This window comes from Niallia sp. NCCP-28 (genome assembly GCF_023168165.1).
GTDB lineage: Bacteria > Bacillota > Bacilli > Bacillales > Cytobacillaceae > Niallia.
On sequence record NZ_BQYJ01000001.1, the window covers coordinates 605,214 to 618,145 of the forward strand.

General features: G+C 33.3%; 18 protein-coding genes, 1 tRNA gene and 1 pseudogene. 4 read left to right on the top strand and 16 right to left on the bottom strand.

Annotation, left to right across the window (positions count from 1 at the left end; translation table 11 throughout):
- Positions 1-52: 52 nt before the first annotated feature.
- The 8 genes and pseudogenes from NCCP28_RS03100 to NCCP28_RS03130 form a co-directional block, all read right to left on the bottom strand.
- Positions 53-268: a YqaI family protein gene (locus NCCP28_RS03100; protein WP_248559926.1), complete on the bottom strand. Its 216-nt coding sequence runs from the start codon at positions 266-268 to the stop codon at positions 53-55.
- Complete coding sequence (locus NCCP28_RS03105) at positions 258-569, bottom strand: hypothetical protein (protein WP_248559927.1); 312 nt, start codon at positions 567-569, stop codon at positions 258-260. Before NCCP28_RS03105 ends, NCCP28_RS03100 begins: the two co-directional genes overlap by 11 nt.
- Positions 559-687 (bottom strand): hypothetical protein, encoded by a 129-nt coding sequence (locus tag NCCP28_RS23565; protein WP_282579519.1) that lies wholly within the window; start codon positions 685-687, stop codon positions 559-561. Before NCCP28_RS23565 ends, NCCP28_RS03105 begins: the two co-directional genes overlap by 11 nt.
- A gap of 18 nt (positions 688-705) precedes the next feature.
- Positions 706-906 carry a hypothetical protein gene (locus tag NCCP28_RS03110; protein ID WP_248559928.1) on the bottom strand — a complete coding sequence of 67 codons (201 nt, stop codon included), beginning with the start codon at positions 904-906 and terminating at the stop codon, positions 706-708.
- Positions 907-908: 2 nt separating this feature from the next.
- A pseudogene (locus NCCP28_RS23725) lies at positions 909-1,280 on the bottom strand (YopX family protein).
- 82 nt (positions 1,281-1,362) lie between these two features.
- Positions 1,363-1,587, bottom strand: a complete 225-nt coding sequence (locus NCCP28_RS03120) for a hypothetical protein (protein WP_248559929.1) — start codon at positions 1,585-1,587, stop codon at positions 1,363-1,365.
- 140 nt (positions 1,588-1,727) lie between these two features.
- Entirely contained in the window at positions 1,728-1,868 is a 141-nt protein-coding gene (locus NCCP28_RS03125; protein ID WP_248559930.1) for a hypothetical protein, read from the bottom strand.
- 12 nt (positions 1,869-1,880) lie between these two features.
- Positions 1,881-2,111: a helix-turn-helix transcriptional regulator gene (locus tag NCCP28_RS03130; protein WP_248559931.1), complete on the bottom strand. Its 231-nt coding sequence runs from the start codon at positions 2,109-2,111 to the stop codon at positions 1,881-1,883.
- A 191-nt stretch (positions 2,112-2,302) separates the two neighbouring features.
- On the opposite strand from NCCP28_RS03130, the gene lexA reads away from it, so the two are divergent.
- Together lexA and NCCP28_RS03140 are read left to right on the top strand one after the other, a co-directional pair.
- Positions 2,303-2,980: a transcriptional repressor LexA gene (lexA, locus tag NCCP28_RS03135; RefSeq protein ID WP_248559932.1), complete on the top strand. Its 678-nt coding sequence runs from the start codon at positions 2,303-2,305 to the stop codon at positions 2,978-2,980.
- A gap of 50 nt (positions 2,981-3,030) precedes the next feature.
- Positions 3,031-4,437 carry a recombinase family protein gene (locus NCCP28_RS03140; protein ID WP_248559933.1) on the top strand — a complete coding sequence of 469 codons (1,407 nt, stop codon included), beginning with the start codon at positions 3,031-3,033 and terminating at the stop codon, positions 4,435-4,437.
- Here the strand turns inward: NCCP28_RS03140 and NCCP28_RS03145 are convergent.
- The 5 genes from NCCP28_RS03145 to NCCP28_RS03165 all read right to left on the bottom strand — a co-directional run bounded on the left by NCCP28_RS03145 (position 4,354) and on the right by NCCP28_RS03165 (position 9,097).
- On the bottom strand, positions 4,354-4,893 hold the full coding sequence (locus tag NCCP28_RS03145; RefSeq protein ID WP_248559934.1) for an ATPase, T2SS/T4P/T4SS family: 540 nt from the start codon (positions 4,891-4,893) through the stop codon (positions 4,354-4,356). The two genes, NCCP28_RS03140 and NCCP28_RS03145, sit on opposite strands and share 84 nt — an antisense overlap.
- Positions 4,894-5,891: 998 nt before the next feature.
- Positions 5,892-7,274, bottom strand: coding sequence for an amino acid permease (locus NCCP28_RS03150; protein WP_248559935.1), 1,383 nt, complete (start codon positions 7,272-7,274; stop codon positions 5,892-5,894).
- A 352-nt stretch (positions 7,275-7,626) separates the two neighbouring features.
- Entirely contained in the window at positions 7,627-8,052 is a 426-nt protein-coding gene (locus NCCP28_RS03155) for a hypothetical protein (protein WP_248559936.1), read from the bottom strand.
- A gap of 34 nt (positions 8,053-8,086) precedes the next feature.
- Positions 8,087-8,617 (bottom strand): hypothetical protein, encoded by a 531-nt coding sequence (locus NCCP28_RS03160; RefSeq protein ID WP_248559937.1) that lies wholly within the window; start codon positions 8,615-8,617, stop codon positions 8,087-8,089.
- A 6-nt stretch (positions 8,618-8,623) separates the two neighbouring features.
- Positions 8,624-9,097, bottom strand: a complete 474-nt coding sequence (locus NCCP28_RS03165) for a hypothetical protein (protein ID WP_248559938.1) — start codon at positions 9,095-9,097, stop codon at positions 8,624-8,626.
- A gap of 243 nt (positions 9,098-9,340) precedes the next feature.
- Between NCCP28_RS03165 and NCCP28_RS03170 the strand changes: the two genes are divergently transcribed.
- Both NCCP28_RS03170 and NCCP28_RS03175 read left to right on the top strand, forming a co-directional pair.
- Positions 9,341-9,412, top strand: a tRNA-Gln gene (locus NCCP28_RS03170).
- A gap of 311 nt (positions 9,413-9,723) precedes the next feature.
- Positions 9,724-10,422 carry a helix-turn-helix transcriptional regulator gene (locus NCCP28_RS03175; RefSeq protein ID WP_248560284.1) on the top strand — a complete coding sequence of 233 codons (699 nt, stop codon included), beginning with the start codon at positions 9,724-9,726 and terminating at the stop codon, positions 10,420-10,422.
- A gap of 151 nt (positions 10,423-10,573) precedes the next feature.
- Here NCCP28_RS03175 and NCCP28_RS03180 read toward each other — a convergent pair whose 3' ends face one another.
- The 3 genes from NCCP28_RS03180 to NCCP28_RS03190 all read right to left on the bottom strand — a co-directional run bounded on the left by NCCP28_RS03180 (position 10,574) and on the right by NCCP28_RS03190 (position 12,817).
- Positions 10,574-11,209 (bottom strand): MBL fold metallo-hydrolase, encoded by a 636-nt coding sequence (locus tag NCCP28_RS03180; protein WP_248559939.1) that lies wholly within the window; start codon positions 11,207-11,209, stop codon positions 10,574-10,576.
- A 16-nt stretch (positions 11,210-11,225) separates the two neighbouring features.
- Positions 11,226-11,540, bottom strand: coding sequence for an MTH1187 family thiamine-binding protein (locus NCCP28_RS03185; RefSeq protein WP_248559940.1), 315 nt, complete (start codon positions 11,538-11,540; stop codon positions 11,226-11,228).
- 146 nt (positions 11,541-11,686) lie between these two features.
- Complete coding sequence (locus NCCP28_RS03190) at positions 11,687-12,817, bottom strand: YqgU-like beta propeller domain-containing protein (protein WP_248559941.1); 1,131 nt, start codon at positions 12,815-12,817, stop codon at positions 11,687-11,689.
- Positions 12,818-12,932: the final 115 nt, after the last annotated feature.

A 12,932-nucleotide genomic window follows, 5' to 3' on the forward strand; every position in this document is an offset into this window, starting at 1 on the left:
GATTATTTGAGGTTGCTCATAATTATTAGATCCACTCCGCCAAGTGGGTCTTTTATTCTGCCTTTTTAAATTCAAACCCCAATACTTCAATCAAGTAATCATCCAAACTATCAGCGAGAATTGTTTTCCCTTCATATTCAACAACATCATCACCGGCATAAATTTTATTACCGAAATAATCTTTACCAACAATTTCTTTTGGTTCCACATCTTTAGATGGGTAGCCAGTAGCATTGATTTGAGTAATCATTGGATGTTCAATGCTCAATGTTTTCATCTCCTTCTTCAAGCCAAGAGATAATCATTGTTCTTTTGAAATTGTAATTATCAACAGTAACTTTAAATCCTCTATTTCTGTAGTAATTAGCGACTGACTCTGTACATTCATATTCGTTCCAAAGTGGTTCATTAGGAATGGGAGTCATATAACTAAAGTGACCATCGCTTGCTTTGCTTTTGATATTTTCATTTGTTCCATTAATAAATTGTTCTAAATTAGCAGTTGCTACTTTATAGCGATTCTCCGTTGACTTCTTTCTCATTTCTGCTGCATTCATTTCATTCATCATTCCTTTCTAACATTTGACCAACTGTGATTATTTCCCGAAGACTAGTTGAATGTTCTACACCCTCTAGCTTGATGTGTAGATCACCGTCAGAAACAGCTTTAAGAAGTTCTTTGCTCACTATGAACCACTCCTTTTATTATTCAATTTGACTAAGTTTCTCCCATCTTTCCTTTGTTCTTCTTGCTCCATTTTCACTAGCTTCTTTACGCTTTCTTTCACCGATATTTGCAAGGGAAGAACCTTTAGGTGGTTCAGTTGGAACAATTGGATACTTCTTAATAAAAGCTAATCTTTCTTCCTCAGTCATTTTCCAAACCGTTACTTTGCCAATCATCATTTTCACTCCTTTTCTAATAGTTCAGGGTTTTCATGGATGTTTCCAATGACTTCAAAAGTTCGACTTTCACTTCTTGTTAATTCGAATAAAGCAAATTCATCTGTACAATAAAATCATTCTTGGAAATAAACAACTTGGTTATCGCCTTCTCTATCTGAAATATTTAAAATATCCCCTTCATAAATCTCTATACCGTTTTTATCTTTTAGGCCGGTGAAGCTTCTTAATTTCACTTCTCCTTCAAAAAAGCTAACTACTCCTTCTGGAAGATCTAACTCAACAACCAAAGGGAAAAAATTAATGCTTTTAACAGGGAAACAACCTTTACCATGAATAGGATTATCGATAAATCCTTGCAACTTAATCTCTCTCACTATGTATCACCTCCTTCAAATATTCCTATTTCTTTTCGTCTTTTTTCGCGCTATGGCTAAAAAGAGTACCGACTGTTGTCGGTTATTTACTTAAAACAATCGCTAGTTCTTGTGGTGATAATTTTTCTTCATTGCATACCTGAATAGCTTTTTTAATCCATTCCAATTTCTCTGCTTGTTTAATTAGAAAATCAAAGTCTGATTTGGATAATTGAGCAGACGGATGAACACCTAAATGGCTAATCATCGTTTGATGTTTTATATTCTCCACTCTTTTTTCATCACTAATTTTTTCTTGAAAGTCCATTTACTTCACCCCTCCCTTCACCTGCATCAGATAATATTTATGACTTTGCTTAGTGGCCCACGTTGCAATATGTAGGCGATTTTTCATTAACATTTCCCCAGCGAATTGAAGTAACATCTCTGCTTTTTGAAAGTTGTTCATTAGCCCACTTCCTTGTTTTTTTTTTGTTTTTCCAATTCCTCAGCGATGATTCTAGGAATTGATGTTTTCATAAAGAACTTTTTCATTTCTTTCATAGTTTCATCGCTGATTGAAGGTGGAGTAACTTTTACTTCATTCACACATATCCTCCTTTATGCGCTTTTTAATTTCCGAAAAAAATCGGATTGAGGACCAAAAAAAATATTTTCAACCGGAATCTTATAAAACTTTTCGATATTAATGAAAAAGGATCTTGGTACATTAGATGAATCTTTCTCATATTTAGAAAGAGTATCTTTATTGATACCAAAGAGATCAGCAGCTTCCGTTAACTTTAAACCAGCATTAACTCTTGCAGCTTTTAAAGTGATTTTTATCATCATCTCACCTCCTTGTTCCCTCGGCTTGATTCTAATATATCCGAGTTATTTCGGAAAGTCAACCGATTTTTCTCGGAATTTTAATAATTGTTATTTAAAAAACAGATATTATATTTCGAGTTTTTTCGGATTTATTCTTTACTTTCCGTATTTTTTCGGATATAATTTGCTTATAAGTTAAGGAGGGGAACGTGTTGTTAGATAGAGATTTACCATTAAAAAAGGAAATATCCGAAAACATAAAAAAGTTAATGAAATTAAATGGATGGACTCAAATAAAAACTAGTGAAAAATCAGGAATTTCTAAGAGTACCCTATCCGATTACATAAATTGCAAGACTTTAATCAATCCAGGAAACGTAGAAAAACTTTCCGAAGCATTCGGAGTACATAAATCAGAAATAGATCCAAGTTTTAATCGATCAGCATTAATTAAAATGGATACAGGAACCGGAAAAACACCAATAATGATGCAAAAAGTAATGTCTCAAGTAAAAGATCTTCCTATAGTAGGTAAAATTTCATGCGGAAATGGAGTTTTAGCTTTCGACGAAATTGAAGGGTATGAACCTACACCTGCAGATTGGTTAAATGGTGGAGAGTATTTTTATCTTCGCGCTAAAGGAGATAGCATGGTTAATGCTCGTATTATGGACGGAGATTTACTTTTAATAAGAAAACAAAATGAAATAGAAAATGGAGAAATAGCTGCTGTTTGTATTGGAGATGAAGCTGTATTAAAGAAAGTTTATAAATCTGGAGAAAATGTTATTCTTCAAAGTGAAAATCCTAATTATCCTCCTATCGTACTTGATAAAAATAAAAATATCCGTATAATCGGCAAATTAAAAAAAGTAGTAGTAAATTTTTAACCAAAAGATGGACAAAGTGTACCATCTTTTTTTGAAAGGAGAAATTCTTTGTGACAGTTGGTATTTATATAAGAGTTTCAACGTTAGAACAAGCAAATGAAGGTTACTCCATTGGAGCACAAAAAGAACGTCTTACAGCATATTGCGCTGCCCAAGGATGGAATGATTATAAATACTATATTGATGAAGGAATAACTGGTAAAAACACTAATAGGCCACAACTAAATCAATTATTAGAACACGTGAAAAATGGACAAATCAGCACGATATTAGTTTATCGACTAGATCGCTTTACAAGGTCTGTATCCGATTTATATAATATGTTGCAATTTTTAGATGAAAATAAATGCTCTTTTAAGTCAGCTACAGAAATATATGATACTTCTAACGCTATGGGAAGAATGTTTATAGGACTCGTTGCTTTACTTGCACAATGGGAAACAGAAAATTTATCTGAAAGGGTTAAGATGGCCTTAAAGAAAAAAGTTTCTGGTGGAGAACGAGTTGGTGCAATACCTTATGGTTTCGATTTATCCGAGGATGAAAAATTAATAAAAAACAATCAAACTAAAACAGTCTTAGACATGGTGGATAAAATCCAAAAAGGTATGTCAGCAAACCAATTGGCCTCATACTTAAACAAAACAAACCATGATCGCACCTGGCATGCGCAAGGAGTTTTACGAGTATTAAGAAATCCTGCTCTATACGGTGCTACAAGATGGAATGATGAAGTATATGAAGATACACACGAGGGAATAATTTCTAAAAATCAATATATAAAACTTCAACAAATGCTTGAAGATAGGACCAAGCATTATAGAAGAGAAGTGAAAACTGAATATATATTTCAAGGTGTGATATATTGCCACGAATGCTCACAACCATTATCAGTTAATCGATATATAAAAAAAAGAAAAGATGGCTCAGAACTTCAAAATGCAGTATATAAATGCCAAGCTTGTTATAGAGAAGGAAGAACAATGAAAACGATTGGAGAATATCGTTTTTTAAACGCTTTGAATGAATATATGAAAAATATAGAATTAAATGGTATAGAGATTGAAGAAGAAAAAGATGAGGGCAATGATTTAAGAATACAACTTCAACAAATTGAAAGAAAAAGAGAAAAATATCAGCGTGCATGGGCAGCTGACTTAATTAGTGATGATGAATTTGAAAAAAGAATGATTGAAACAAAGGATTTACATGATGAATTAAAAAACAAACTCGAAGAAATTAAAGTGCCTTATCGTATCGATTTAAACGCAATAAAGGACATCGTAGTTACCTTCAACAAAAGTTTTTCCTACCTCACCAAAGAAGAGAAAAGAATGTTCATATCCCAATTTATTAGAAAAATAGAATATAAATTAATTCCACAACCACCAGTAAGACCTGATAAAGCAAAGGCAGGTAAAGATTTGGTGCTTATTACAAACGTCTTGTTCTATTAGTATTTGCGTAACGCTATCAGTTGGACCTGTGAAAATCACAAGCCCATGAGCATGCTTTAATAATGCGATGAGTTTTCTTGAGGTTTCTGGAAAAAGACTAATATAGTGGATGGGGATGTCATTTTTCTCTTGAAGAATCCGAATAACTAAACTTTCGTGGGGAGCAGAAGGCAGGGTAGAAAAGCGCAAGCCTATCTTTTGATCTTTCAGTTTAAAGGAATAAGCGCCATTTTGCGGCCGCCTCCTTTCTCCAATATCCATAGAGGCTGTAAACTTAAAATGCGAAATTAATTTGTCGCACTGTTTAGGAGGAAGGAGTAATTTGGTGTGGAGTTTATTGGAAATGCGAAATTGGAGCAGCGATTCTTGGGGCTTTGGAATAATATGAATATCTGTTGCATCATCTTCCACCGCCTCCCGAATAATGCGGTTAGCTAAAGCTTCAATTGATACCACTTGACATGGTGCACCACCTTTCATTTATTTACTGACTATTTCGACAAATTTCTTTCAACACCTGCTTTTCCTTTTTTTTTTCGAAATATTTTTGAAGAAAGTTCATCAATTTGTCAAAATTCACATTTTATGATACTTCCTTTTATAAATTATAAATATTTCTATTTAACTCAATAAAATAATCTATGAAAGCAAAATTGACTATTACAATTGTTTCTTTTAGGTACACTGAAAAAGGAAAGTGTAAAACAAATGGAATTCCTTTTTTGAAGACTTACTATTTGCTTTCCAAAAGACGAATAAGCACCTCTCCAAACAAGAAATAAATTGTTCCCTTCAAATCCTCTGTAAATATAAGAAAGCTTTTTGCTAGTTAATCAAGGAATACTTGTTAAATATGTGAAAGCAATGGAAGTTTTCCTTTAATCAGCCCTTTTGTCGTCTTTTTGTTTTATCGGAAGGCTGGGACATAAGTATTCCAGTTGAAAATAAAAACGAACAATTATATGGTAATTACATATAATTGCTCGTTTTTAAGCTTTTAAAAGGGTGGTTTCAGTAAAGTTTATTGTTATTGCCGCAGCCTGAATAATTAATTTTTTCTATTTTTTTAAATGGTTTTAGATAACAACCTTTAAAAAAGAAGTAGAATGGAGCGGAGGACACTCAACTCCTGCGGGAAATAGAAGACCCCGCAGGCGTGCCGAGGAGGCTCGGGCTTCCTCCCCGCGGAAAGGGAGTGTCTGTAGCGCAATGGAACGAATTAGTTTTTACACTTGACTTATAAACACAAGTAACCAAGATTGCGAAACTAGCCTTTATTTTAAAGCGAAAGGTAGAGATTATTCGTCTTTACAGATTATCTAATTAGTTGTGTCCCAACCTCTCTTCACAGCACATCCAATACGAAGATAAAAAACACTAATTTTTTATTAGCCTTATTTTTTTTCGGAATATTTTTTAGTCTTATGTTCTTTTCTACAAGAATCCACCAAACTTTACATTTTCCTATTAATATCCTTATCTATCGGAACACCTTTTCCAATGCCAAAAGCAAAAAAGCTTGCGACTACTATACTTAAAAAGATAATTCCTGCAACAAGAGACATTCTTGTATCGTCGTTTATCCACATTCCAATCAAAACAAAAATTAAAAAGGCAATCGTTAAATAGTTGGTGAATGGTGCAAAAGGCATTTTAAATGGATGATCCGCCATTTTTTCCGCATTTGCTTTTCTAAAGCTGATTTGACTGATTAGAATAACAAACCATGGAACCATTCCAGGAAGCACACTTGCACTATATACATAAACAAATAGATTTTCTGGTGCGATAAAACTTAAAATTACCCCAATTGCTAAACCAATCAGCACACCAAATGTGCTGAATAGCGGAACTCCATTAGAAGAAAGTTTCGTAAAAAACTTAGGTGCTTGTCCATTCATTCCGAGGGTATAAAGCATTCTCCCTGCACTATAGATTCCGCTATTGCACCCAGACATTGCTGCTGTAATAACAACAAAGTTGATAATGCCCGCTGCAGCTGTAATGCCGATTTTTGCAAATGTTGCTACAAATGGACTGCCAATTGATTGCAGCTCATCCCATGGGTACACTGTTACAATAACAAAAATTGCGCCAATATAAAAAATTAAAATCCGCCAAATAATGCTTTGAATGGCATTTTTTAATGTTTCTTTAGGATTTTTTGCTTCTCCAGCTGTAATCCCAATCAGTTCCACCCCTTGGTAAGCTCCTATAACAAGAGAAAGGGCAAAGAAAAATCCAGTCCATCCTCCTGTAAAAAAGCCGTTATTTTTCCAGAGGTTAGAAAATCCAATAGCATTGCCATCATTGCCGATCCCAAATAAAATAAGACCCAATCCTGCAATAATCATTAAAATAATGGTGACAATTTTTATCATAGCAAACCAAAATTCAAATTCGCCAAACGATTTGACCGAAATTAAATTTGCTAAACCTAAAATCACTAATGCAATAACGCCTGGTATCCATGCTGGCAAATCAGGAAACCAGTATTTCATATACGCTCCAACGGCAATAATTTCTGACATTCCAACAATAACCCATTGAAACCAATTGCTCCATGCAGTCATATAGCCTGCCAATGGATGGATATATTTATGGCCAAACGTAGCAAAGGAACCTGCACTTGGCTCCAGGTAAAGCATTTCTCCCATTGCACGCATAATAAAAAAAATAAACACCCCTGTCATCGCATAAGCAAGCATCACAGATGGACCAGTCCATTTTATTGTACTCGCCGATCCCATAAATAGACCAACGCCAATCGTTCCCCCTAGAGCGATCATTTGTATATGACGTGCCTCTAGTCCCCTGCTTAATTTTTCATTTGTCATTTTCTCCATTTCCTCCTTGCAATAATCAAAAGCAGTCTTCTCTTCGATAGGAATGGATTACGTTTTTTATTTACCAAAAATTCAGCGGCTGTAATTTTTGCAACCCGGCTTCTTAGTGAACTACGATCTTGTTGTATCCATGCCCAAATACCTTTCTTATAATAATAAACTTTCTGACAAAAAACAATTGTATTTCTAAGAAAAACAAAACTTGAACTTTTTCCAGATCAAGCTCAAAACTGTATAATAGAAGAAATAAAACAAATACCTATTTAAATAGACAAAAAACTATCCAATTTTCATGATAATGGATAGTTTTTTGTTAAATATTCACATATATTTTTTAACATTTTTATTTTATATTTCTTTCTCTTTTGTTGAATAATTCCGTATCATCAAGCGGTTTATCCCAGCCTTTAAATCCACTTGCTTTTTTGGCTTGCCGATTAAAGCCGAATTCTACCCTTTTTCCCTCTGGAGTATAAATAGCATATTTTTTTATAATAATCTGCGAAGTATCCAAAACCGAAGCGAAAAAATAATATTCATCATTTGGAGAATCAACCGTAAATGAATAACCACCAAATTCTTTTGAAAAATTATTTAGCTCTTTCCCTAATAATCTTTTTCTTATATTGGTAGCAGCACCTGTATATTCTTTATATTCATGGATACCTAAGTTTGTATAAAATTCATCAGGAGAATATGCTGCATATACCCTCATATTCCCTATCAATAATAAAAAACAGCTAATAAGGATGCAATTTGCTTTTTTCATATGTAAATCCTTTCTAATTTTTTTGTCAGGACACTTATTCTATACAGTTTTTTATACGAGAAGATCTATTCTGATACCACCACTTATTCAACAGATGATGGTAAACAATAGTCAACGGAAAAGCAAAACTATAAAACCCTGCAGAAAAATAACTAAGCCAGCCCTTAAAGTAAAACACATGGCATTTTACTGAAAAAGCTTCATATAAAGTCGATAGAATAATAATTACCACCATTAAAAATAAATGATTTCTTCCCTTAGCTTTCCAATAATCATACCAATAAACAAAGATATAGCCGATAGTGGGATACAGAAGCCATTGCAGAATAGAATCAAATAACTCATATTTATTGGAATCATTAAAATCATATAAATCAAATTTAAAGGAACCAGACAATATATAATCCACTAATTTAGAGACCGCACTTATGAAAAGAAACAATAAAACTGTAACAATTGTCGGAAACCTTTTCGGCAATATCCAAATAATGATACAGGCAATCAGAAACGAAATAATAATAAACCATTCATTCTCATCAAATTTTTCTGGTAAATATAAGAACATACCTATTTACGGATTCTCCTTCTTTTCAAGATAAATAAACAGATGAAGCAGTCCATACAGCAAATTCCCAAAACAAAACCATAGAAGAAGTGATTTTTCCATTCCCCAGTGGTGATACTGAATAATCTTCAACCAGCTGTTTGAATAATCTAAACAAACCATAATCAATGTACCAATAATAATTACTATTATTTTTTTGACATAATTTTTTTCTTGTAAAAATACTTCCAGTAACAATATAGAAGCAATTGGCAATAGAATAACCTTATTCATAACAAATATTAAGTTTAGACTCAATTTATTGGGAAGTTCTAAATAATTTAGATTACTTGCTAATATATTTGTCCAATCATGCACAAAGATAAAACTGATCAAATAGCAGCCTATTCTAACAAGAGGTGCCATTACTTTTTCAATATGCAGATACCACCCTAAAACAAAAATATTCAATAAAAAAAATATATAAATACTAATGTTCATTTTTGCTACCTTTCATCTGGAAGTTATAATTAGCATCCCCCACTTGCAAGCATCTATGTAAAAATATGCATAAAAAAATTTAGCCCTCATTAACAGGATTCCTCCACCTAAGGAGTGATGATAACAAACAAAAAATTCAGGTGAAAATAAACTTTCCTGCAAAAGTCTGATTGCAGTTTCACATGATATACAATGTATAAAAAAAGAAAAGCGATACATACTATTTTATGTACTAGATTTTAATGGGCTATAGCCAAGCGGTAAGGCAACGGACTTTGACTCCGTCACTCGTTGGTTCGAATCCAGCTAGCCCAGTAACAATAAAAAAACTTCTTCGTTTACAGAAGAAAAAATGGATAGAAAAAGCAAATAAACTGCTTTTTCTATCCATTTTCATTTTGAAACCATCATATATAAAAAGCCTCGTAAAAAACTCCTCTTTATTATAGCCCCTATATACTTTCCACTTTTAAACTATGTTCATAATTAAAATGATGAATATGTATATTTAATGAACTTTTCATCTGGAAGTTGTGAACTTTTTATAAACTTATAGTTTTTACCGTGTTTATGGTAGATTGCTATATTATAATGTAGAAAAAATAAACATAAAGGGGCAACAAATGATGGAAAGTACATTAAAAGTAACAAATGTATTATCAGATCCAACAAGATTTTATATCTATCAATATATAACAAATCGTCATCAAGATGTAACCGTGCAAGAAATTGCGGATGAATTTGAAATCCATCCAAATGTAGCTCGTCTGCATTTATCAAAACTAGAAGATGTAAGAATGCTTCATTCAGAAACAAAAAAAACAGGAAAAGGTGGTCGTCCAAGCAGATTATATCGCCTTTCTAATGAAGTTATCCAACTAAGCTTTCCTTTTAGAGACTATCAATTATTAAGCAAAATTTTGCTGCAGACAATGGAAAAGCTCGGCCCAGAAGGAAAAAAAGCCTTATATGAAACAGGCAAAAAATTTGGCAAGGAAATGATGGAACAAGAACTCGTTCAATATACCAAAAATGCTGACCTGCTTTCAAAAGGTGATAAGCTGCGAATTTTGCAGAATGCCAGTTTAATGACAGGACAGCTGCCTGCATTAGAATGGAGCGATGACCAAACATCCTTGTATTTTGAAATATACAACTGTCCATACAAAGAAGTAGCAAAAGATCATAAAGAAAATGTCTGCATGATGCATCAGCAATTTTTCACAGGAATGTTTGAGGCACTGTTCGAAGATGTACAATTAGTGGAAAAACAAAATATGCTTGCCGGCTGTCATCATTGCGCATATCGAACAGCCGTTCAGTAAACTATTTCTAGGCTAAATCATCTCTATCCGCATCAATTCCAATCATTGATATCACCTAATTAGTTAAAAAACACTTATCCCTTTACTGCGTATAAAGCTCTATTTTCCATTCAATGATTATGAAGAAAATAGAGCTTCTATCGTTTGGAGATTAAAAGCCATTTATAAAAGGATTATAATCCATTTCATGTCCAATAGTTGTACTTCTGCCATGGCCTGATAAAATAATAGTATCCTCAGGCAATGTTAGCAGCTTATCATGAATGCTATTAAGCAATGTCCGCTGATTTCCTCCTGTTAAATCTGTACGGCCAATGCTTTCATAAAAAAGTGCATCCCCTACAAATGCTATTCCTTCTTTTTTAAAATAAAAAGTGACGCTGCCAGGAGAATGGCCAGGCGTTTCAAACACTTCAAAGGTAAAATCCCCAACCGTCATGCTTGGATTTTCATCTAAATAATAATCCGCTGGTTTTGCAACAATTGGAGTGGGCAACCGAAATTGCGTACTGCCATTTAATACAGGATCAATAAGCCATTCATCTTCTTTTTCATGTATGTATACTGGAATACTATAATGAATTCGAATATCCTCTAATGCTCCAATATGGTCAAAATGCCCATGAGTAAGCAAAATCGCTGTGGGGGTTAATTCAAGATCTGCGATTATTGCCATTAACTTTTGGCTGTTCGCTCCTGGATCAATAACCAAACAGTTTTTCTCCTCATTCCAAACGAGATAGCAGTTTGTCTGAATAGGGCCAAGGGGAATTTGTTTATACTCCATCTTCTTCTTCCTCTCTTTATTTATTTAAATAACTCATTACTCGATCCACTTTATCTTCCATTTTTCGTGTAATGTCTCTGCGATCATCAATTCTTATGTTAGTGCAGACGCGTACTAAACCTTTTGCAAAAGGAACTTCATGCATTGCTTGAATTACTTCAAATAATTTAGGCAGTTCCCCTTCAATAATTGTATTCATTGGTGTAAGCTGAAAACGAATTTCTCCTTTTTCCTCATAACTTTTCAGCACTTTCTGTATATCTGCAACATATGCACTTACACTGGGAGTTTCTGTTCCTACTGGTATTACGGTTACATCTACTATTGCCATTCTTCTATTTCACTCCTTTATTTATTTTGCTAACAGGTAAGAATAAACATGAATCTTCGCTAGCCATTCTTTCTCTATCTTGTCATATTTCAAGTTGTTTCTCAAACTTTTCATCCAAAAGAGTCTCCGCTCTCTTTTAATGCTTATCATTCATTACTTTTTGCGCTTAATGATTGTATTTCCCCTGTATCAACATTCACTAACTTTTCAAAATAATATCCATATAAACACCATTGGCCATTTGGCGACAAGGAAATCGGTTCATTTTCCAATAATTGTTTCCCTATATTTTTTTGCAATCCATTTTTTATATCAAAAGAAACAAAAGAAAATCCTTTATTATATGTTTCGATATCTCCATTTTCTTTTGGGACAAATGTATAAAATTTATCATTATTTATAGCAAAATAAGGGACAAACCAATCATTAAATTTAGCGAGCCGAGGCATAGACACCGTTGTGTATTTTTGAAAATGTTGATTATAAAAAGTATACAATGCCTGCTCCCTTTTTTCATCATCAGTAGATATAGTAACAATAGCTTCTTTTGCAGCATAAAAAGAATAGCTTTTTGGTAAACTATGGACACTTTCTACTTTTGTTTGAAGATTAATTGTTTGAAGAGGAGACTGAAACTCCGAATCTTGTTCTTGCCAGTTGATATATGCCAGTTCTTCTTTATTGAGCCATTGTGAAAATGGTTTTATAGCAGCTTCTTCTATCAGCTTTTGTTCATTGACTTTTAAAAGGAAAACATTGCTGCTCCAATCCTCTTTAAATGTAGTTACTACTAGTTCATTATTAGTAAAGGGGTTCCAGACAAATTCTGCCTCAAAGCTAGCAAGGGAATTTGTATAAAGGGTGTTGCCGCTACTATCTATAATAGTAATTTCTCCCCCTTCTAAAGAGTTGGTATAAATCAATGTCTTTTGCAAATCAGGGCTTATTTCAACAGTGACTATTTCTTTATCACCTTGATAGAGCAGTTTATCTTTTCCTGTTAATAATTGGTGTTCATATAACTGATAGACTTTTCCTTTTTTTGCTATATAAGCGATAGACTCTCTACTAAGCCAACCTGCTACCTGAATAAGATCACCGTTCTTATTGTTTATAGGGAAAATTGTATTTTTCGTTTTTCCCTCTGATACTGCATCTTTTTCTTTTTTATTATTTTTGATGTTTTTCTGTTTATCTGTACATCCAACTACTGCAAGGGTCAAAAGAAAACATAAAAGAACAAGATATGCTGATTTCCCCCTGATTAAGCAACTCATTTTCCACACCTTCTATATCCTTCAAATTAATGGTCAGCTATATTGAATAGTAACATAAAAAAGCCGAAACAGGCCGGCTTTACATAATCTTTTATTTATTTTTTTGTTTTCTAGC